Annotated in this window: 21 protein-coding genes; 13 read left to right on the top strand and 8 right to left on the bottom strand. The window is 54.4% G+C overall.

What is annotated here, in order from left to right; all coding sequences use genetic code 11:
• The first annotated feature begins 97 nt into the window (after window positions 1–97).
• The 3 genes from F5984_RS24765 (at window position 98) to F5984_RS24755 (ending at window position 3,899) form a co-directional block, all read left to right on the top strand.
• Window positions 98–745 carry a 2-C-methyl-D-erythritol 4-phosphate cytidylyltransferase gene (locus F5984_RS24765; RefSeq protein ID WP_152126841.1) on the top strand — a complete coding sequence of 216 codons (648 nt, stop codon included), beginning with the start codon at window positions 98–100 and terminating at the stop codon, window positions 743–745.
• 156 nt (window positions 746–901) lie between these two features.
• Complete coding sequence (gene glpK / locus F5984_RS24760; protein WP_152126840.1) at window positions 902–2,398, top strand: glycerol kinase GlpK; 1,497 nt, start codon at window positions 902–904, stop codon at window positions 2,396–2,398.
• A gap of 310 nt (window positions 2,399–2,708) precedes the next feature.
• Entirely contained in the window at window positions 2,709–3,899 is a 1,191-nt protein-coding gene (locus F5984_RS24755) for an amine oxidase (RefSeq protein ID WP_152126839.1), read from the top strand.
• Here F5984_RS24755 and F5984_RS24750 read toward each other — a convergent pair.
• The gene (locus tag F5984_RS24750) at window positions 3,889–4,650 is read right to left on the bottom strand and encodes a copper homeostasis protein CutC (protein WP_152126838.1); all 762 of its coding nucleotides are present in this window, start codon (window positions 4,648–4,650) and stop codon (window positions 3,889–3,891) included. The genes F5984_RS24755 and F5984_RS24750 overlap by 11 nt on opposite strands.
• Window positions 4,651–4,822: 172 nt before the next feature.
• On the opposite strand from F5984_RS24750, the gene F5984_RS24745 reads away from it, so the two are divergent.
• Window positions 4,823–5,044 carry a DUF2795 domain-containing protein gene (locus F5984_RS24745; RefSeq protein ID WP_015329640.1) on the top strand — a complete coding sequence of 74 codons (222 nt, stop codon included), beginning with the start codon at window positions 4,823–4,825 and terminating at the stop codon, window positions 5,042–5,044.
• Between the two features lie 125 nt (window positions 5,045–5,169).
• Here the strand turns inward: F5984_RS24745 and F5984_RS24740 are convergent, their stop codons facing one another.
• The gene (locus tag F5984_RS24740) at window positions 5,170–6,831 is read right to left on the bottom strand and encodes a glycerol-3-phosphate dehydrogenase/oxidase (RefSeq protein WP_152126837.1); all 1,662 of its coding nucleotides are present in this window, start codon (window positions 6,829–6,831) and stop codon (window positions 5,170–5,172) included.
• 24 nt (window positions 6,832–6,855) lie between these two features.
• Window positions 6,856–7,329, bottom strand: a complete 474-nt coding sequence (locus F5984_RS24735; RefSeq protein WP_027303013.1) for a sterol desaturase family protein — start codon at window positions 7,327–7,329, stop codon at window positions 6,856–6,858.
• Window positions 7,330–7,538: 209 nt separating this feature from the next.
• Here F5984_RS24735 and F5984_RS24730 point away from each other — a divergent pair, with 209 nt between their 5' ends.
• On the top strand, window positions 7,539–8,192 hold the full coding sequence (locus tag F5984_RS24730) for an AlbA family DNA-binding domain-containing protein (RefSeq protein ID WP_185155641.1): 654 nt from the start codon (window positions 7,539–7,541) through the stop codon (window positions 8,190–8,192).
• A gap of 289 nt (window positions 8,193–8,481) precedes the next feature.
• Here the strand turns inward: F5984_RS24730 and bioA are convergent, their stop codons facing one another.
• Window positions 8,482–9,753 (bottom strand): adenosylmethionine--8-amino-7-oxononanoate transaminase, encoded by a 1,272-nt coding sequence (gene bioA / locus F5984_RS24725; RefSeq protein ID WP_152126836.1) that lies wholly within the window; start codon window positions 9,751–9,753, stop codon window positions 8,482–8,484.
• A 68-nt stretch (window positions 9,754–9,821) separates the two neighbouring features.
• On the opposite strand from bioA, the gene F5984_RS24720 reads away from it, so the two are divergent.
• The 4 genes from F5984_RS24720 to F5984_RS24705 all read left to right on the top strand — a co-directional run bounded on the left by F5984_RS24720 (window position 9,822) and on the right by F5984_RS24705 (window position 12,507).
• Window positions 9,822–10,865 carry a bifunctional heptose 7-phosphate kinase/heptose 1-phosphate adenyltransferase gene (locus F5984_RS24720; protein ID WP_152126835.1) on the top strand — a complete coding sequence of 348 codons (1,044 nt, stop codon included), beginning with the start codon at window positions 9,822–9,824 and terminating at the stop codon, window positions 10,863–10,865.
• Between the two features lie 146 nt (window positions 10,866–11,011).
• Window positions 11,012–11,548, top strand: a complete 537-nt coding sequence (locus tag F5984_RS24715; RefSeq protein ID WP_152126834.1) for a hypothetical protein — start codon at window positions 11,012–11,014, stop codon at window positions 11,546–11,548.
• A 197-nt stretch (window positions 11,549–11,745) separates the two neighbouring features.
• Window positions 11,746–12,003 (top strand): hypothetical protein, encoded by a 258-nt coding sequence (locus F5984_RS24710; protein ID WP_152126833.1) that lies wholly within the window; start codon window positions 11,746–11,748, stop codon window positions 12,001–12,003.
• 72 nt (window positions 12,004–12,075) lie between these two features.
• Window positions 12,076–12,507: a YybH family protein gene (locus tag F5984_RS24705; protein ID WP_152126832.1), complete on the top strand. Its 432-nt coding sequence runs from the start codon at window positions 12,076–12,078 to the stop codon at window positions 12,505–12,507.
• Between the two features lie 5 nt (window positions 12,508–12,512).
• Here the strand turns inward: F5984_RS24705 and F5984_RS24700 are convergent, their stop codons facing one another.
• A complete protein-coding gene (locus tag F5984_RS24700) occupies window positions 12,513–13,727 on the bottom strand; it encodes an acyltransferase family protein (protein ID WP_152126831.1) in 1,215 nt (404 codons plus the stop codon).
• 101 nt (window positions 13,728–13,828) lie between these two features.
• Complete coding sequence (locus F5984_RS24695) at window positions 13,829–14,872, bottom strand: isoaspartyl peptidase/L-asparaginase family protein (RefSeq protein WP_152126830.1); 1,044 nt, start codon at window positions 14,870–14,872, stop codon at window positions 13,829–13,831.
• A gap of 66 nt (window positions 14,873–14,938) precedes the next feature.
• Here F5984_RS24695 and F5984_RS24690 point away from each other — a divergent pair, with 66 nt between their 5' ends.
• Entirely contained in the window at window positions 14,939–15,352 is a 414-nt protein-coding gene (locus F5984_RS24690; protein WP_152126829.1) for a MaoC family dehydratase, read from the top strand.
• Between the two features lie 82 nt (window positions 15,353–15,434).
• On the opposite strand, the gene F5984_RS24685 is transcribed toward F5984_RS24690, so the two are convergent.
• Both F5984_RS24685 and F5984_RS24680 read right to left on the bottom strand, forming a co-directional pair.
• On the bottom strand, window positions 15,435–15,617 hold the full coding sequence (locus F5984_RS24685; RefSeq protein ID WP_019988775.1) for a hypothetical protein: 183 nt from the start codon (window positions 15,615–15,617) through the stop codon (window positions 15,435–15,437).
• 144 nt (window positions 15,618–15,761) lie between these two features.
• Window positions 15,762–17,066, bottom strand: coding sequence for an aminotransferase class I/II-fold pyridoxal phosphate-dependent enzyme (locus F5984_RS24680; protein ID WP_152126828.1), 1,305 nt, complete (start codon window positions 17,064–17,066; stop codon window positions 15,762–15,764).
• Between the two features lie 263 nt (window positions 17,067–17,329).
• Between F5984_RS24680 and accC the strand changes: the two genes are divergently transcribed.
• From accC to F5984_RS24665, 3 genes are all read left to right on the top strand, one after another.
• Entirely contained in the window at window positions 17,330–18,826 is a 1,497-nt protein-coding gene (accC, locus tag F5984_RS24675; protein ID WP_152126827.1) for an acetyl-CoA carboxylase biotin carboxylase subunit, read from the top strand.
• A gap of 174 nt (window positions 18,827–19,000) precedes the next feature.
• A complete protein-coding gene (locus F5984_RS24670; RefSeq protein ID WP_152126826.1) occupies window positions 19,001–20,218 on the top strand; it encodes a pyridoxal phosphate-dependent aminotransferase in 1,218 nt (405 codons plus the stop codon).
• Between the two features lie 115 nt (window positions 20,219–20,333).
• Window positions 20,334–20,999: an arginine-tRNA-protein transferase gene (locus F5984_RS24665; RefSeq protein ID WP_152126825.1), complete on the top strand. Its 666-nt coding sequence runs from the start codon at window positions 20,334–20,336 to the stop codon at window positions 20,997–20,999.
• The last annotated feature ends 163 nt before the right edge of the window (window positions 21,000–21,162 follow it).

Below are 21,162 nucleotides of genomic sequence, written 5' to 3'. Positions count from 1 at the left end.
GTGGTGCGGGCCGCGCGGTGCCGCCCCCCCCACACCCCCCCCCCCCCCCCCCCCCCCCCCCCCCCCCCACTTCTATCTCCTCACTCCTTTTTTCCTTATGACCCACTACGCGATCATTGTTGCCGGGGGGAGTGGTAGCCGTATGCAATCGGCCGTGGCTAAACAGTTCCTGTTGCTCAACGGCAAGCCCATCCTGCAACATACCCTCGAACAATTTCGGGCCTATTCGCCCGACCTGCACATCATTCTGGTATTGCCCGCCCGTGATCTCGAAACCTGGCAGGCGCTCTGCGCCGAGCACGGGTTCGACGGGCCGGTACAGACCGTTATTGGCGGTGCCTCCCGGTTCCAGTCGGTACGAAATGGCTTAGCGGCTATTGAGGCTCCTGAAGGATTCGTAGCTGTACACGACGGGGTGCGCCCCTTTGTATCGACTAATATTATCCGCCGGGGTTTCGAAACGGCGGCCCAAACCGGGAGTGCGGTTACCTGCGTACCGGCCAAAGACTCGGTTCGGCTTGTTGAGGAAGATGGCCGGAGTCAGGCCGTAGACCGGAGCCGGGTGCGGCTCGTGCAAACCCCGCAAACCTTCCGGCTCGATTGGTTTCGGCAGGCGTTTGCCGTAGAGGAACAGCCTTTCTTTACCGACTGTGCCAGTGTGATGGAGTACGCCCATTTTCCCATTACCCTGATCGAAGGCGACTACGCCAATATCAAAATCACAACCCCCGACGATTTGCGGTAGCCAATCCGTTTCTGCTTAATCGTTCGGTAACAATCCCCGCGCCCGGAGGGGTGTTGCGGCCGTGTGCGCATATTGTACCAACACAAAGGCCCGGCACTTGATACAGTCCCAAACAATCGGCAAGTTTGTGGTTTAGCAATAAACCCTTATTGACTCATGTCTTACGTTGCCGCTATTGATCAGGGCACTACCAGTACTCGCTGCATTGTTTTCGACCGGCAGGGTACCATTGTGGCGCTGGCGCAGAAAGAACACAAGCAGATTTATCCGCAGCCCGGCTGGGTTGAACACGACCCTGAGGAGATCTGGAAGAATACCCTCGAAGTAATTGCCCTCGCCCGGATCAAGGCCAAACTCCACGCCAACGATATTCAGGCTATCGGTATTACCAACCAACGCGAAACAACGGTGGTCTGGAACCGGAAAACGGGTAAGCCTTACTACAATGCCCTCGTTTGGCAGGATACCCGCACGGGCGAGTTGGTCAACTCGTTCTCGGCAACGGGTGGGCAAGACCGCTTCCGGGCGCAAACCGGCCTGCCATTAGCCACCTACTTCAGTGGTCTGAAGCTGCGTTGGCTGCTCGATAACGTGGCCGGTTTGCGGGCCGATGCCGAGCGGGGCGATGCCCTGTTCGGAACAATGGACACGTTTGTCACCTGGAACCTGACCGGCGGACCGCAGGGAGGCCTCCACATTACCGACGTGACCAACGCCAGCCGGACGCAACTGATGAACCTCCGTACCCTCGACTGGGACGATGACCTTCTGCGTGATTTCAATATTCCCCGCGCCATGTTGCCTACCATCCGCTCCAGCAGCGAGGTGTTTGGTATGGTAGCCTCTGAGGTAATGCCGGGGGTGCCCGTGGCCGGTATTCTGGGCGATCAGCACGCGGCTCTGGTAGGCCAAACCTGTTTTGAGCCCGGTCAGGCAAAAAATACGTACGGAACGGGGTGCTTCTTGCTGCTCAATACGGGTACCGAACTCCGCGAATCAACCTGCGGCCTGCTGACTACCGTTGCTTACAAATTTGGCAATGAGCCGGTCAATTACGCCCTTGAAGGAAGCGTAGCCATTACGGGTGCGTTGGTGCAGTGGCTGCGCGATAACCTGGGTATGATTAAAAACAGTGGTGATGTGGAAACGCTGGCCAAAACCGTTGACGACAATGGCGGTGCGTACTTTGTGCCGGCTTTCTCGGGCCTGTATGCGCCTTACTGGAAGGCCAATGCGCGCGGGGTAGTGGCTGGCCTGACCCGGTTTGTCAACAAAGGCCACATTGCCCGGGCGGTGCTCGAAGCCACGGCTTACCAGACCTACGACGTTGTTCGGGCGATGGAGCAGGATGCTGGTATTGAACTCAGTTCACTGCGTGTGGATGGGGGAATGACCCTCAACAACCTGCTCATGCAGTTTCAGGCCGATATTCTCGATGTGCCGGTGGTGCGCCCAACCATTACCGAAACCACCGCTTTGGGAGCTGCTTACGCGGCCGGTTTGGCCGTAGGGTACTGGAAAAATACCGACGACTTGTGCCGGAACTGGGGAGTCAGCAAAACGTACCAGCCGAATCTCGATGAGCCTACCCGCGCCCGTTTGTTGCGGGGCTGGAGTAAGGCCGTTGAGCGGTCGTTTGATTGGGAGGATTGAGCGGTTGAGGACTTTCGTGTCTCCATGCTTAAGATGAGGTTCCAGGGAGTAAGATTCCTCACGGCAGGCTTGCCAAAAAAGTTTTATGACCGCCCGGCGGCCCGGAGGATTACAGGATATACAGGATTTATTGGGGTCGTAGAAAATCCTGTATATCCTGTAATCCTCCGGGCCGCCGGGCGGTCGAAAAAATAAACTTGTCCTGCTCCCAACGGGTAGTTATTCGCGGAAGAGGGGGCCACTCAATCGGCTTTTGTAACGAAAGTGAGACCGGGCCGATTAGTAGTTAATTAGCCTCAAACCCTCGCGAATGACTATCAGTAATTATAATCAGAACCCGTTTACCTCGTTTTGGTGGGCGGGTTTTGAATGTACAGACCAGTTGAACTGCTTCGGTAATCGGGTCGATTTTCTCGATATTACCGGCCATTTGGCTCTCTGCGATGCCGATTATGAGCGAATTCGGGCGTTTGACCTGCAAACTGTTCGGGAAGGAATAGGCTGGAGTAAGGTTGAAAAACGGCCTTACCAGTACGACTGGTCTGAGGTGCAATACCTAATGGAACGGGGTCGGGTCCACGGTATTCAGCAAGTCTGGGATATTTGCCACTTCGGCTACGCCGACGACTTACACCCCCTGCATCCGATGTTTGCCCGGCGTTTTGCGGCTCTCTGCCGGGCTTTTGTGCAAATGTACCGCGACCTCCGCCCCGACGGCCCGCTGGTAGTTACGCCCATCAACGAGGTCAGTTTCATCTCGTGGCTGGGGGGCGATGCCCGCGGAACGCAGCCGTACACCACCAACCAGGGTTTTGCGGTTAAGTACGGTCTGATGCGGGCTTACATCGAAGGTATTGCGGCCATGCGCGAGGTTGACCCCACGGTGCGTATTCTGACCACCGAGCCGCTAGTTAATATGGTACCTCCGCTGCACCCCGATTTTGAGCAGATTCAACAGGCTGCCGAGGCTCATACCAACCAGTATCAGGCGGTTGATATGCTGGCTGGCCGTATGTGCCCCGAACTGGGCGGAACCGAGGAAAACCTCGATATTCTGGGTTTTAATTACTACTACAACAATCAATGGGTAATACCCACATTCGATTTTTTGCCATGGCTCAATGAAGGCAACGACCCCCGTTGGCGGCCTCTGCGTAGCTTACTTATTGAGGCTTACGGTCGGTATAAACGCCCGGTGGCCCTCACCGAAACGAGTCACCCCGGTATTGACCGGCCGGGCTGGATTCGGTTTGTGGGCGAAGAGTGCCGGGCAGCTATTGAGCAAGGTGTTCCACTCTGGGGCGTTTGTTTGTATCCTATCATCGACCGGCCCGACTGGGACCACCTTGACCGCGAGTGGCATCATTCGGGGCTTTGGGATGTCCACCTGAGTCGGGCCGGACAGCCGCCCGCGCGGGTTTTGTACCAGCCTTATGCTGATGCCCTGCGGGATGTTCAGCAACGGGTTGGCCGTAACCGTTCTGTTGAAGTTAGTGGTTAGGCAGGTTTACCCCGTTCGTGTGGGCGCGAACCAGCTCAACAACCGGCCTGATTTTTTGCAGACTGGCCCCGTGCCGGTCGTACTCGCCCTGCACGGCCGATGCCATACGTACCACTTCCGACCGGTATTGCATGGGGCTGTGCGTTGTTTGCTGACCGCTCAAATGAAGCGCATCGACGCCGGTCTGGGCGAGCTGTTGGGCGTTTTGAGCGTTTACACCGGCTCCGGCCATAATTTGTATGCGTCCGGCGGCCTGCTGGGCCAATGTTTGCAGAAGGGCGGCCCCGGCCGGTGCATTGGGTTGTTGCCCCGACGTCAGAATACGAACCGCACCCGTGCGGATGATGGCCTCCAGGGCCGACAGCGGATCGCGGCACACATCAAATGCCCGGTGAAACGTAACTGGCAGGCCCTGCCCCCGGTTTATTAACCGCAGGGTGAGCGGTTCATCAACAGAACCATCCGGTTGCAGACAACCGAGCACCAGCCCATCAGCACCGAGCTGGCGCGCCATGTCAATGTCGGCCTCCATAACGGCTACTTCGGCATCGTCATACACAAAGTCGCCCCCACGCGGCCGAATCATCACCCAAACCGGAATCCCGACCTGTTCTTTAACGAGTTGAATCAGGCCGGCACTGGGCGTTAGGCCGCCATCACTCAGGCCACCACAGAGTTCAATCCGGTCGGCGCCGGCCTGTTCGGCGGTGTGGCAATCGGTGAGCGAGTAGCAGCAGATTTCGATTTGCATGGTGAAAAAGCTTTATTTGAGCGCAAAATAAACAAATGCATAGCCACTCAGTTTATGGCCTAAACGCCGTTTATTCTATCTGAGGGCAGAATTTTACGAAAGGACCCTTGGATATATAAATTTTTTTACTTTTGCACCCTCATAAAGCAAGACTCTAAAACAAGTAATACGTATGTACTGGACACTCGAATTGGCGTCGTATCTGGAAGATGCCCCCTGGCCCGCCACCAAAGATGAACTCATTGACTTCTCGATCCGCTCGGGAGCTCCACTCGAAGTGGTTGAGAACCTTCAGGAACTGGAAGACGATGGGCAACCCTACGAAAGCATCGAAGAAATCTGGCCGGATTACCCAACTAAGGACGATTTCTTCTTTAATGAAGATGAATACTAATCGGGAATAACTCCCGCCCATTATACACAAACAGGCCCCGTAACTAGATGCTACGGGGCCTGTTTTGTAAGTGATGAGTTATCTGACGCGCCTTTTTACGCTTGAGCCAACCGATTCATCACTCATCACTTTAAAAGTGGTTCAGAGTGGCCATGTTTTGCCTGCTCGATATACGTCTGAATTTGGGTTTTGAAGGCCTGTTGCTGTGCCTGAGCGTGCGCATCAGACCAGTCGAGTTCGGTGCTAAGCAGTGCCGTTGCAGCGGGGATTGCCGCTAAAGCCGCCCGCCAGTCGACCAGGCCGAGCCGAATCCGGCGTAAGAGCAGGTCTTCGAGAGTTTGAGCCATCTCGTGCCGGGCTGCATAGCAAACTTCTGCCTTCACAAACGGATGCCCCGTAACCAGCTCTTCGCCAAGGGCTGGGTCGGCTTCGATCAGGTCGAGTATTACCGATGCCTGTGTGCCGTATGTTTGGGCCAGATGCCGGATGGTCTGTGCCGGTACATGCACATGACGCTTCACCAGCGACTCCACAAATTCGGGCGTGTACCCGCTACCGCCCAGCAGCGTTAGCTTATCAGTATGGCAATCTTTGGGGGTTCCCAGCCGCTCGCAACATACATCTATGGTATCCTGTGCCATGAGCCGGTAGGTTGTCCATTTGCCGCCCATTATGCTAACCAGGCCTGATTTTTCGTCGACCTCCACCTCGTGGTCACGAACCAGACTTTTCGAATCGGCATTGGGGTCGGCTTGTAACAGCGGCCGGAGGCCGGCAAATCCGCCCGTCACCTGATCGGCCGAGAGTGGCACGGTGAGGTATTCGCTGACATGTTTGAGCAGAAACGAAGCCTCGTCGGGCTGTAGATACGGCGTTTCGGTGGGATCGGCTTCGGTATCGGTGGTACCGATGAGGTAATGACCTCGCCACGGAATGGCAAACAGCACCCGCCCATCCGACGTTTCGGGAATGAGCAGAGCCGCCCGGGTGTTACCCACAGCCTGCATGGGCAGGACTACGTGCGCCCCTTTGCTGGCGCGCATCCGGTTGGCTTGTTTGGGGTTGGCCTCGCGCCGGAGCGAATCGGCCAGTGTGCCCGTTGCATTCACAAACACGCGCGCCCGCAGCCAGAATGTCTCGCCACTTAGTTCGTCGCGCAACAGCACCGCCCGAACTGCGCCTGTGTCATCAGTCTCAAACCGAATTGCCGAGCAGTGGTTAGCTACAGCCGCCCCTTGCCCATCGGCGGTTTGCGCCAGGCCCAGATTGAAACGGGCATCGTCGAACTGACCGTCGTAGTACAGCACCGCACTGTGAAACCCCCTGGTCGAAAAGGCCGGGAAGTATTCCAGAGCCTGCTTCCGGGAGAGCCAGCGGCTGGGGGCCAACCGGCGGCTACCGGCCAGTAGGTCGTACAGTTTCAGGCCAATTGTAAAATAGAGACCAGCAAACCAGTTTTTACAGGGCGTGAGCAGGGCCAGCGGATGAGCCAGATGCGGAGCCAGCCGCAAAACCGTTTGCCGCTCGTAAAGGCCCTTGCGGACCATAGAAAGTTGCTTGGGGTCGAGTTTCTTGAAGGCCTGCTCCAGATACCGCACCCCGCCATGCACCAGTTTGGTTGAACTGCTGGAGGTGGCCGAACTAAAATCGTTGCGTTCGATCAGGGCTGTTTTCAAACCCCGACTGGCTGCATCGAGTGCACAACCGGCCCCAGTGGCTCCACCGCCTAAAATACATACATCAAATTGTTCGGTGCGTAAGCGGTGAAGGTTGGTTGTACGGTTCATGCGTGTACTCAGGGTTTACCGAGATTAGGCTTCGGTAGCCGATGTAGTTGACCGAACGTTCCGGTCGTATTTTTTTGGGGCGTACAGAAACCCGAAGGCTTCGGCGCCTTCTTTGGTGTGTACTTTATGATGAATGTAGTGCGCCCGGATAATTCGCTGCATATACGGGCCGGTAAAGCGGTGTTTGAACTTCACCCGCTGGTGAACAATGATGTCGTGGAAAACGAAGTAGAAGATGCCGTACAGTGTTACACCACCGCCGATCCAGGCCAGGAAACGGAGCGACTCTACCTCGACACCCGTCACAATCAGCGAGATGGAAACGGCGCTGAAAACGACGGCAAACAGGTCGTTTCGTTCAAAAAAACCTTTGTGGTGGTTGTGGTGATCGCGGTGCCAACTCCACAAAATACCGTGCATGACGTACTTATGGGTAAACCAGGCAACGCCCTCCATGAACAGAAACGTCCCGATGACTAAGGCAACGTTTAGTAGCATTTTTGTGTTATTAAGTTAGGTTAATCAGACAGGTGGGCCCTGCGACCCTGTTCAGATAACCGATTTTGTGGCCAGAAAGTTGGGCCTTAACGCCATTCGCTCAACTTCGTAACAAGATAATAACATCCGCCGGAAAGCCGTACTTGTGTTTTTAAATACCCGTTGTATATTTAGACAAGTAAGTGCTCCACACAATCAGTAAGCCAATTATGGACTACCGGGCACTCAAAGATCTGGTTCGTCGGGGTGAAGGCCAGCAGATCGAGTTTAAATTGAAAGTCAATCACCCCGAAAAAATTATCCGTGAGGTAGTCGCTTTTGCCAATTCAGAAGGCGGTCTGCTCTTTATCGGTGTGAACGATGACCTGAGTATTCCCGGCCTTAAACATGCCGACGAAGACCTGTACCTGCTCGAACGCGCCATCCAGAAATTCTGCTTCCCGGCCATTCCGTACACCGTTGAGCGTATTCCGCTTTACGACGAGCGCGAGGTGCTCCTGTTCAAGATTCCGGCCAGCCCCGGTCGGCCGCATTATGTGGTTCTCGACGCCGACAAGCCCGAAGAGAAGAAAGCTTACGTGCGCGTAGCCGACCGTTCGGTGCAGGCAAGCAAAGAAGTTCGGGAAATTCTGAAAGGACAACGCGCGGACCGTAGCGTACGCTTTACCTATGGCGACAAAGAGCGGGTGTTGATGCAACACTTGAGTCAGCATCAGACCATCACCGTAGATACGTTTGCGAGCTTGGCCAATGTTCCCCGCAAAATTGCCTCCCGTACGCTGGTTCTGCTGGTGTTGGCCAATGTCTTGCAGGTGCATCCCAATGAGGTTGTCGACCGGTACACCTCGTCGGTTGAAGTGTAGCTGCCCGTTAGATACTAATCAAACATGAGTCATCCCGAATTTTCGAGGTCTTGATGATTTTAACCCAAGCTCCTCCTTGAATGCCCTGTTAGGGGCCTAATGTTGGTAGCTAACCCGGGAAATAGACCGAATATCAAAGCCCCGAAGGGGCGTAACTTGTTTAGGGTTACGCCCCTTCGGGGCTTTGGTATAGGCGGGAGACGTCTTTTCTACCAACATTGGGCCCCTAACGGGGCGTCGAGTCGAGGCCTCTGCTACCTTAAAATTTGGGATGACTCATGTTTTAGTTTTACAGCGTGTCGAGTAAGCCGAGGATGGCGCTGTAAGCCTCGTCGAGTTGTTCGTTGGTGGTGCAATAGGGGGGAAGCAGGTACAGCACGTTGCCCAGTGGCCGCATCAGAATGCCCCGGTCGAGCAAGTAGCGGTACGCTACATCCCGAATGCTGTTGAAATACGAGCTACCCTCGCCCGAAACCCGCAGATCGAACGCCAGAATCGTACCGCGCTGCCGCACGTTTTCAACGGCTGGATGTTGCCGTAGCGTATCGGCAAAGGTTTGGTGCTTTTGCACGATGCGGGCAATGGCCTGTTCGGTTTCGGGCTTCTGCAGTAAATCGAGGCTGGCCAACGATGCCGCACAAGCCACCGGATTGGCCGTAAACGAGTGGCCGTGAAAAAGAGTCTTGTAGCGGTCGGTCGACAGGAACGCTTCGTAAATGGCCGCTGTGCAGGTAGTTACGCTCAGGGCCATAGTGCCACCGGTGAGCCCTTTCGACAAACACATCAGGTCGGGTTGCTCGGTCAGGTAGTGGCAGGCAAACGTCTTGCCGGTACGCCCGAATCCGGTCATCACCTCATCGGCAATCACCAAAGCGCCGTGCTGACGCGCCATGCGGATAAGCGCTTGTATGGGCTCCGGCTCGTACATAACCATGCCTCCGGCCCCCTGTACCAGAGGCTCGAAAATAAAGGCGGCTACATCGTCGGCAAACAGGTGCCGTGCCTGTTCGAGTACAGCCTCTTCACGGCCAGGAGTAGGAGCAGGCAGGTATTCAACATCGAACAGAAACGGAACAAACGGAGCCGTAAAGGCGCTGCGCCCACCTACGGCCATTGCCCCGAAGGTGTCGCCATGATACGCATCTTCGAAAGCTACCACCCGCCGACGCGGTTGCCCCAGGTTATGCCAGTACTGAAACGCCATTTTCAGGGCTACCTCAACGGCCGTGGAGCCATTGTCGGAGTAAAATACCCGGCGCTGGTTGGTAGGCAGCAGGGGGAGAAGCCGCTCTGCCAGCCGAACGGCGGGCTCGTGCGTGAAATCAGCAAAAATGACGTGTTCCAGGGTGTTGAGCTGCTCGCTCACGCGTTGGGCAATGTGGGGGTGGCTATGCCCGTGCAGGTTTACCCACCAGGACGAAATCATGTCCAGAAATGACCGGCCTGATGCGTCGAAAAGCAGGCTACCCTCGCCCCGCACAATCGGAATCGGGAGTGGGGCTGTTTGCATCTGAGTGAACGGATGCCAGATAACAGCAGAGTCGCGGTTTGGTAAAGTCATAGGCAAAGGTACATTGGTGCCACGCCTTTTTCGTTTCTTTGCACCCAGAAACAACTCAAATGCTGCTCATGAGTCCTGCACTCGATACGGTCGGGCATGGCAATGCCCAGAACGGAAATGCCCCGCGTGAAGTCGCCATCGATGAACTTTTCAATGCATTTAATACCCTTCGGGTGCTCATTATTGGTGATGTGATGCTCGACTCCTACGTGTGGGGTCGCGTTGACCGTATATCGCCCGAGGCCCCGGTTCCGGTAGTGAATGTGGTTCGGCGGGAGTTGCGGCTGGGTGGTGCAGGCAATGTGCTCCTTAATGTGCAGGCACTGGGTGCTGAGGCTATCATCTGCTCGGTAATTGGTACCGACGAGCCCGGTGATCGGCTGGTTGGGCAACTGAATGAGCGTTGCCTGTCGTGCGATGGTCTGATTCGGAGCGAGTCGCGCATTACCACCATCAAAGAGCGGATTATTGCCGGTTCGCAGCAGGTGGTGCGGGTAGATACCGAAACCGACAAGCATATCACGGCTACCGAGCGGGCCCAGCTTATTGCCAAAGCCAAAGAGCTGATTCCGACCTGTCAGGTGGTTATTTTTGAGGATTACGACAAAGGGGTACTCAATGCCGAGTCGATTGCCGAGATTACCGCCTTCGCCAATGAGCAGGGTGTTCCGACGGTGGTCGACCCCAAAAAGCGTAACTTCCTGAACTACCACCATACCACGCTTTTCAAGCCAAACCTGAAAGAACTGAAGGAGGGCCTGAAACTGGAATTTGATGTTGACGATCCCACCCAATTTCAGCAGGCGGTCGACACCCTGAAAGAGTCGTTGCAGATCAAGGGGGCGCTCATTACTCTGTCAGAACGGGGCGTTTACATTGATTTTGATAACCAGCAGCACCGCTTGCCGGCCCATCTTCGGCAAATATCGGATGTGTCGGGTGCGGGCGACACCGTCATTAGTATTGCCGCTTGCTGTGTGGCACTGCGGCAGCCACCCCAGTTGGTTGCGGGTTTGTCGAACCTCGGTGGCGGGCTTGTCTGTGAATCGGTCGGCGTGGTTCCGATTGATAAGGCAAGGCTCAAAGAAGAGGCCGTAAGGCTGAAACTGTAGCCTTTTAGGTATTCATTATTTTGATTTTGTTTGCGTTGTTGGGGTGTCGGCTGGTCCGTTCCCTCAATAAAAACGAACATCGTCTTAAAACCAGCTGTTAGGATTTTGGTAAACGACCAAAACTATAGACAAAACAGGTTTTAGTGATGAAAAAGCTAATGATCATGGGCTTCATGCTGGCAGCTGGTATGACCCTGAACGCCCAGGCGCAAACAACGAACTCGACGCAAACGCCAACCGGTACAACCGGCACGGGTACGATGAACAACCCGTCGAACACGAATACAAACTCAGGCACGTATCAGACGCAGCCATCGAGCACCAACACGAACGCGGGTACGTATCAGACCCAGCCCACTACTACGGGCGGCCAATACAATACAGGTACCACGCCAACGCAGCAGCCTACGGGTACAACGCAGACTAACCCGCAGAATACGAACTCGGGAAATTATAACACGCAAGGCACAACGGGTACAACTGGCACAACCGGTACGGGTAGCACGAACAGCGGAAGTTATTCGACGCAGGAAGACCGGACCATGCAACAGGGTAATACTCGCCGGGGTCAGAACCGGGTACGTTCAACCGACCGTACCACGAATCAGACAATGGATACGAACTCGAATATGCGAAATGGTCGCCGGAGTAATACAACAAGACCTCGCAGCACCACGGATTAATTAACAAGCAGTTTAATCCATGAATGTGATGATTCAGGAAAGGCCGGATGGGAATAGCGCCCGTCCGGCCTCTTTTGTTACAGCCGCTGGTGTTTGGGGGTACGTAATATTTAACGTGAGTTTTTACAAGAAACGCCCTTAAACGGCATCGGCTCCTTCGAGGAAAACCAACCACAAACTAAAACGATAAATCACGTATGAAAACGACCTTCTTTCTCATGTCGAGTTTCCTGGGTCTGGCGCTGACGGCCGGGGCGCAGCAGTCGCCGGTGATGAACCAATCGACCTCGACCCCAAACACCCAACAGGCCCGCCCGGCGCGCCCGCAAGTGAAACCCACGAACCCCAATCAGAACCGGGAGGTACCGATTGATACTACCCGGCCCGGTCGGCGGAAGCTCCGGCCTGATTCGCTCCGGCGCGGAGGAGCTGTTCGGATCGATACAATTCGGTGAGGGTGAGTCGTAAACCCGTTTCGGTTTCGTGCGTATATTGTTGCCGAACCCGCTAATGGGTTTGTTTCTGCTATGCGAAAGATATTTGTTGCGCTACTGCTGGTTTGGACTGCTGGTGCAGCCATGGCGCAATCGGCCGCCGACCGCCGGGCTATTCTGGCTATTCTCGACCGTCAGACAACCGACTGGAATGCGGGCCGCGTCGATGATTTTATGAACGGCTACTGGCAGTCGGATTCGCTCACGTTTGTGGGCAAAATTGGGGTAACCAAAGGGTACGAGGCTACATTAGCCAACTACAAAAAGCGATATCCCGACCGGGCGTCGATGGGAACGCTCAAGTTTGATATTCTGAAGCTCGAATTTCCGGCCCCTAATGTGGCTTACGTCATAGGCAAGTGGCACCTGACCCGCCCGCAGGTAGGCGATGCCGGGGGGCATTATACCTTGTTGTGGCGCAAGCTCAAAGGCCGCTGGGTTATTGTCAGCGACCATTCGAGCTAACCGGATTAGTGGACGTTGGCCGTCTCGGTGAGGTGGGGCTCGCGTTTCGACATACGGTCGCGCAGACTCGTCATGGGTAGTTCGTAATACTTGTGCAGCAGGGTCGATAGGCCTAGGCTGACTACCCAAAACAAGACTACCTTGCCGTAGCCAACCGCCAGTGAGGTTGTCGGAATGCGGTTGATAAGCAGCCCCATCACGGGCGTCAGGTTGAGCAGGTACAGCGAGTACGAAATCAGGCTGACGTGCGTAATGGCGCGCGGAATCCAGCCCGTTGCCGACCGCCAGGCATCCATTCGCGGAATGAGCAGCATCATACTCAGGCCAATCACCAGAAAGTAAAACGTGCGTTTGTAAAACACATACGCCGGGTATATGCCACTATCGACGTAAAAGGCCAGAATCAGAATCGAGGCCGTGAAGGCGGTAATGACGGTCATGACCAGCCCTAGCCAGAACGCGTTTTTCTGGGCAATCGGGCTACGCCAGAAAGTAGGATAATATTGCTTGATGTAAGCCGCCAGTACGCCGTACGCAATGGCGTCGAGCCGGGTGATTACAATGCCCCGAAAGCCTAACTCACCGGCCGCAATAGGTTGCTGAAGCGCCAAAACGAGCCGGAGTAGGTTGGTGCCCACAATCACCGTCAGAATAACGGCCAAAACCACTTGCTGCTGCGACCAATGGGCCGGCCGAAGCCGGTGCCAGCCGAGCAGGATGAGTGGAATAAACAGGTACGACCACTCCTCAATAGCGAGGCTCCACGTCTCGGGAAAGAAATCGGGTACGTACCGGGCGAAATTTTGCAGGAAAACAAAATAGCTGGCAAGGGTCCATTTGTCCGGTAACGAGTGGTGCTGCCCGGCCAGAAACGATTGAATCAGGTTGATAACAATAAGACCTCCCAGAACCAGGTAGTAGTTTGGTAAGGTTCTGAACCACCGGCGTACCCAGAAATTTATCAGCACGGGGCCATCCATGCGCCCCTCCTGTTCATAAATCCGAATCAGGATACCACCAATCAGAAAGCCGCTCAAGACAAAGAACAACTCCACGCCATCGGGCAGAAACTGATGCAGCAACCCGCCCTGATGGTACGACCCCAGCGCGTTGTTGGCGTGTGCATCAACCACAATCAGAATGGCCGCGGCCCGGAGTACATCCAGCCCGAAGACCCGCTTCTGCGATGCGGTGTTGAGCGAAAACAAGCGTTTTAACATAAGTAAGAACCGGCCCGCCAGCGGCAGGCAACTGCTCACAAAGCTACGGGGTAATTCGGTAGGAGCCGCGACACACGATAGGATGAAGCCGCGGCCCCTGTTTACTTGAAATAACTCTTGGATGCGGTTGTCACGTTATTGATGCCGTCGGCCATAACCGTGTACGAGAAGTTAGGCTGTACTGAATACGCGCCAATTTCGCCCGCCTTGCTCAGGGCAATAAAGCCTACCTGAAACTCTTTGGCCCGGTTTACATCACGCTTTACAATTCGTTCGATGGCCAGTCGGCACGCTTCTTCGGGGCTTTTGCCCTGCCGCATAAACTCAATAACCAGGTGCGAACCGCACATCCGAATCACCTCTTCGCCCTGCCCGGAGCAGGTTACGGCTCCTACCTCGTTGTCGACGTACAGCCCGGCTCCGATAATGGGAGAGTCGCCAATACGGCCCCGCATTTTAAACGCCATTCCACTCGTGGTACACATGCCTGAGAGGTTGCCGGCGGCATCGAGAGCTACCGTACCCATAGTGTCGTGATTAGGCGTACCGTCGTCAAAGAATGAGGGGGCAAACGGCCCGTTTCCTTTGCGGTCTGGTTTGGGCCGGGACTGATTTTCAATATTGATAATAGGCTTGTACTCCGATTTCTTGAGCCATTGGCGGTACGTCCGTTCGGCGTCGGCCGAGAGCTTTTGGGGTTCCAGCGCAAACCCATTGGCTAAAGCAAACTGCTGGGCGCCCTCGCCGGCGAGCATCACGTGCGGGGTTGTTTCCATAAGTTTCCGGGCCACCGAAATCGGGTGTTTAATCCGCTCCAGAAATACCACCGAGCCACAATTGTACTGATGGTCCATGATGCAGGCATCGAGGGTCACGTATCCGTCGCGGTCGGGGTTGCCGTCCAGACCTACGCAGCAGCTGGGTTCGTTTTCGATAAAAATACCGGCCTGTTCGACCGCATCGAGCGCCGAGCCGCCTTTTTGCAGCACGGGCCAGGCCCCATTATTCGCTGTTTTGCCGCTGTCCCAGGTTGAAACAACAATTGGCTTTTTGGCAACGGGTTTTGTGCCCGGAATCAGGTTGGCCAGCTGAAACTGAGGCAGAGCAAGTGCTCCCCAGCGAAGAAAATGGCGACGTGAAGTCATAGACATACTATTTGGCGGTTATTTAGCGTCCTGAATCTACGGGAATCACCTCTATAACTCCAACTTATGACGCCTGAATTTGGTCTTCATGCTACGTACAGCCACGCTTTTCGGTTCTCGCAGGCCGATGTAGAAGACTTTGCCCGCGTTACGGGCGATAACAACCCTCTTCATCTGGATGCCGAATTTGCGGCTCAAACCCCCTTCAAACGACCCATTATTCACGGCATGTTGGGGGCAAGTATCTTCACCAAAGTGTTGGGAACCGAGTTTCCGGGGTACGGCTCGGTGTATCTGGGCCAAACGCTGGAGTTTCTGCGGCCTATGTTTGTTGATACCGATTACGAAGTCACGTTTACGGTGCAGTCAATCGACGAGGCCCGGCACATCGCCGAAATTCTGGGCGAAGTTCGCGATAAGCAAACGGGCAAGGTTACAACCCGAGGGGTGGCAAAGCTTATGCACCGGGAAAAGATTTAAGCCCGGACTTATTTGGAATCGGTTAAAAACAAAAGAACCCACTGGTAATCAGTGGGTTCTTTCATAAGGAGAGAACGGGCTATTACTTAGCAGCCGCGTTTTTGGCTTCCTGAACTTCTGAGCGAATTTGCTGGGCCAACGTCTTCAGATCCTGCATGCCTTTGCGTACACGCGTGCCTGCTGCCTGGTTATTCTTCTCGTAGAATTTCTCGAAATCAGCTTCCAGTGACATCACCAGATTTTTTACTTCATCAAATCGTGCCATGATAGTACGGATGAGGTTTAATTGTTAAAAATGCCCTAAATCCGCTAAAAACGCGGTTTTCGGCTGAAATTTAGGCATTCTTGTATACAACGCAATAGCTGACCCAAAAAAATAGGAGAAAAATGCAAAAAGCGTTACCTAACCTTATTCTGCGGCAGACTCAGCCGACACTTCGACGGTCTCTTCGGCTACCGGAGAGGCCACTAATTGTCTGTAGAGGCCGTTTTTGAGATTTTCGGCCACTTCGCTAAACACGTTTAGGGTATACTCAACGTCTTCCAGAGAGTGGGCGGCTGTTGGAATAACCCGCAACATAATCACGCCTTTGGGCACAACGGGGTACACCACAATCGAGCAGAATACACCGTGTTTCTCACGCAGGTCGCGGACAAGGGCCGTGGCCTCGGCTACGCCACCTTCGCTTTGCAGCAGAACCGGCGTCACGGGCGAGGTAGTGTCGCCAATGTTGAACCCACGGGCCCGCAAGCCACTCTGTAGCGCCTGCACATTTTCCCACAGTTTAGCCCGCAGTTCGGGGTGCTGCTGAATCAGGTCAAGACGCTTCATGGCGCCAATTACGTACGGCATGGGCAGGGCCTTAGCGTACGTTTGCGAGCGCATGTTGTACTTGAGGTACATGATGATGTCGTGGTCACCGGCAATAAAAGCCCCGATAGCCGCCATCGACTTGGCAAACGTTGAGAAGTACAGATCGATGCCTTCCTGGCAACCCTGCATTTCGCCAACGCCCGCGCCGGTCTCGCCCATCGTACCAAACCCGTGGGCATCGTCGACCAGCAGACGGAACTCATATTTCTCTTTTAGGGCTACAATCTCGGCGAGGCTACCCACTTTACCCGACATACCGAATACACCTTCGGTAATAACCAGAATGCTACCGCCTTTTTCGGCGGCTTTCTTCTCGGCCCGCTGCAGGTTTTTCTCCAGGCTGGCCATGTCGTTGTGGTTAAACTTGTAGTACTCGCCCAGCTTGGCTTTGTGCAACCGAATCCCGTCGATCAGGCAGGCGTGGCACTCGGCATCGTACACGATCACGTCGCGGTGGTCCACAACGGCTTCAATGGCCGACATAACGCCCTGATACCCGTAGTTGAGCAGGAAGGCATCTTCTTTGCCCACAAACTTGGCCAGACGGGCTTCGAGTTCTTCGTGTAAATCGGAGTTGCCCGACATCATGCGGGCCCCCATTGGGTAGGCAAGACCCCAGGCAGCCGTCGCATCAGCATCGGCTTTGCGTACTTCCGGATGATTGGCCAACCCCAGGTAATTATTCAAGCTCCAGTTGAGCATTCGCTTGCCCCGGAACATCATATGTGGACCGAGTTCGCCCTCTAACTTTGGAAATGCAAAATAGTGATGACCACTCAGCTCTTTCGACGAAGAGCCTATCGGCCCCAGGTTCGTACGTAATTTCTCAAATAAATCCACTTTTTAGAGTCGTTTATCCGGTTATGTGCCTGTTATTAAGCGAAATACGGGTGTCGCTAGTTTAATAAGTGCAAAAATACAGGAAATGTTGGCATTGGCCAATTCAACGTTCTAAAATTCAATTTTATGAACATTCCGTACCGTTTGTCTAATTTGCATATTGTACAACGAAGTGGCACTTCGTTGAGCCATTAGGCTGATTTTTCTGTACTCATTTTCTAGGCCTGACGGCCCAACGAAGTGCCACTTCGTTGTACAGACCAATGCCAAGCATCCGTAAACTACTTGTTGCCAATCGGGGCGAAATAGCCCTCCGTATCATGCGCACCTGCCGCGAAATGGGCATCCAGACCGTGGCTATCTATTCCGAAGCCGATCGGCACGCGCTCCACGTCAGGTATGCCGATGAGGCCGTTTGCGTAGGGCCAGCCCCCTCGTCGGAGTCGTACCTGAAAGCGGATACCATTATCGAGGTGTGTCGCCGGTTGGGGGTCGATGCCATTCACCCCGGCTACGGCTTTTTGTCGGAAAATGCCCGTTTTGCGCAATTGGTGCGTGAGGCCGGGTTGATCTTCGTGGGTCCCTCGCCCGAAAGTATCGAGGTGATGGGTAGTAAACTAGCCGCCAAAGCCGCCGTATCGACCTATAATATTCCGATGGTGCCGGGAACGCCCTCGGCCATCTCAGACCGGGCGGAGGCTAAGGTCATTTCGGCGCAGATTGGTTACCCGATTCTGATTAAAGCGAGTGCGGGTGGGGGCGGCAAAGGGATGCGGATTGTGGAGCGTGAAGAAGATTTTGACGAGCAGATGGACCGTGCCGTAAGTGAGGCTATTTCGGCCTTTGGCGATGGGTCGGTGTTTATTGAAAAATACGTGACCTCGCCCCGGCACATCGAAATTCAGGTGCTGGGCGATCAGCACGGAAACATTATTCACCTCTTCGAGCGCGAATGCTCGGTGCAGCGTCGGCATCAGAAAGTAGTGGAAGAAGCGCCCTCGGCTGTACTGACGCCCGAAATTCGGGCCGAAATGGGTCGGTGCGCGGTGGATGTGGCCCGGGCGTGCGGGTACTACGGGGCGGGTACGGTTGAGTTTATCGTCGATGACCAACTGAACTTCTATTTTCTCGAAATGAACACCCGCCTGCAGGTAGAACACCCCGTAACCGAGCAGATTACGGGCGTGGACCTGGTGAAGCAGATGATTTACATTGCCGAGGGAAAAGAGCTGGCGATCAAACAGGAGGACCTCGAAATAAAAGGCCACGCCGTAGAGGTGCGGGTGTATGCCGAAGACCCCACCAACAACTTCCTGCCCGACGTTGGTACACTGCAAACCTACGTGCGGCCGCAGGGCAATGGCGTGCGCGTAGATGACGGTTTTGAGCAGGATATGGAGATTCCGATTTATTACGACCCGATGATTGCCAAACTCATCACCTACGGCAACGACCGCACCGAGGCCATTCAGAAAATGATTCGGGCCATTGATGAGTATCAAATCACGGGTGTACAAACCACGTTGCCTTTCTGCCGCTATGTGATGGGGCACTCGGCTTTCACGTCGGGCAACTTCGATACGCACTTTGTGAACCGTTATTTTACGCCCGACGTGCTCAAACCAGCCCCCGATGCGGCTGAAGCTCAGTTGGCGGCCGTGTTGGCGGCTCAGTTATTTGCCAATCGGAAGCCCGCGGCTACCAACGGAACGGCCGTGACCGAAGCCAAAGAGAGTCGCTGGAAAGCCAACCGTCGGTAGAAAGGAAATTCGTTGCCGTCGGGGTAGGTACCCGATAGTAGTTGAACCCAATTAGAACGCCCGGCTCAGGTTGGAGCAGAAATTATATTTTGTCAATAATCAGGCCTTTACGATACAATCATAGTATCTTTGCGGTCGATTTGTTGTCAAAATATTAACGTACAATTCACTGTTATGTCTGCAACGCTCAACGCCACCCATCCCTTAGCGGATCGGATTAACGCGCTGGAGGAATCTTCAACGCTGGCGATGACCAAAATGGCCCGTGAGCTGGCTGCTCAGGGTCACGCTGTAATCAGTCTCAGCGTAGGAGAGCCTGATTTCAAAACCCCCCAACACATTTGTGATGCGGCCAAAAAAGCCATCGACGATGGTTTCCACGGTTACTCGCCGGTAGCGGGTTACCCCGATCTCCGTAAAGCGATTGCAGACAAGCTGAAACGGGACAACAACATTAACTGGAAACCCGAAAACATTGTGGTATCGACGGGTGCCAAGCACTCGCTCGCTAACGTAATCAGCGTGTTGGTGAACCCCGGCGATGAAGTAATCATTTTTGCGCCGTACTGGGTGAGCTACTCCGAAATGGTGAAGCTGGCCGAAGGCCGTTCGGTGGTGATCGACGGGGCATTTGAGAATGATTTCAAGGTTACTCCTGAGCAGCTCGAAGCCGCCATTACCGACCGCACTAAGGTAGTTATGTTTGCCTCGCCCAATAACCCAACCGGGTCGGTGTATTCAGAAGCCGAACTCCGCGCCATTGGTGAGGTGATTGCTCGTCACGACAATGTGTATGTGCTCGCCGACGAGATTTACGAATACATCAACTTCACCCCCGAAGGACATTTCAGCATCGGTTCAATCCCCGAAATTGCCGACCGCGTGATTACCGTTAATGGCGTGGCCAAAGGGTTTGCCATGACCGGCTGGCGGATTGGCTACATCGGTGCTGCCAAATGGATTGCCGACGGTGTGGAGAAGCTACAGGGTCAGGTAACGTCGGGTACGAACTCGATTGCCCAGAAGGCCACTGTAGCCGCTCTGACCGGTACGATGGAGCCAACTTACGCCATGAACGAAGCCTACAAGCGTCGTCGGGATCTGGTGGTGAAACTGCTGAAAGATATTCCGGGCTTCAAGGTGAACGTGCCTACGGGTGCTTTCTACGCGTTCCCGGACGTGAGTGCGTACTACGGCAAATCAGACGGTGCGACGACCATCCAGAATTCGGATGATTTTGCTCTTTGGCTGCTCAACAAAGCGTACGTTGCCACGGTAGCGGGCTCTGGCTTTGGTGCGCCTAACTGCCTGCGTATCAGCACGGCCGCTTCCGACGAAAACCTCGTTGAAGCCGTTGGTCGGATCAAGGCTGCCGTTGCGCAGCTGCAATAATCTCAGGCGTACAAACGCATATAGAAGCCCAGCCAAATGGTTGGGCTTTTTTGTTGGGGTTGCATTCCATTGGCCAAAAACCGAAATTGAGGCCCATCCATAAATGTTACAGCCGATGAGAGGCCGAGACCTCGATTTGTACCTGAGTGAAGGGTACTTCCGAATGCAGCAGGACCTGTTTACGTGCCGGTACGTTTTTTTTGAAGACAAGCTGTGTCAGGTGTTCTGGTTACGGCTGGTACTGCCCAACGTAACCTACGGCAAAAGTCAACTCCGAATCCTAAAGATCAACAGCCGATATGAGGTGATCGTGCAGCCGTTCCGGCTCACGCATGAATTGGAGCGGCTGTATGCCAATTATAAAAACGGCATTGATTTCGACGCGCCCGAGTCGGTCGAATCCTGTTTGCTCAATGGGTCTGTGTTCAACGTATTCGATACGTACGTTGTGGAAGTACGCGACGGTGGGAAGCTTATTGCCGCCGGTATTTTCGACAATGGGCTGGAGAGTATCGCCGGGATTATGAACTTCTACGACCCGGCTTACCGCAAGCAGAGTCTGGGTAAGTTTCTGATGTTACAGAAAATAGAGTACGCCCGGCGGGTTGGAAAATTGTTCTACTACCCAGGTTACCTGGCGAGTGATTACCCCAAATTCAATTACAAGCTCTTTGCCTGCGAACCCGCTACTGAGGTCTTCGATGATTACAACGGGGTTTGGTACCCGTTCTCGTGGGAGCGTGTTCAGGGGCTGTCGGGCGATGAATCAGGTATTTTTTAGAATTCATGCATGAATAGCCGCCCCATGAGTAGGCTGCTAGAGTGTGTGGACAATTAGGATAAACTTACCCAATCCTACGATCTTTGTGGCATGAGACGCTATGAGATCACCGAGCAGGAATGGACTAAAATCACCCCTCTTCTACCAGGACAGGCAGGCTCAG

It is taken from the genome of Rudanella paleaurantiibacter (genome assembly GCF_009184635.1).
GTDB classification, from domain to species: domain Bacteria; phylum Bacteroidota; class Bacteroidia; order Cytophagales; family Spirosomataceae; genus Rudanella; species Rudanella paleaurantiibacter.
The sequence above is the reverse complement of the archived record's forward strand: the minus strand, read 5'-3'. Positions and strand labels throughout refer to the sequence as shown.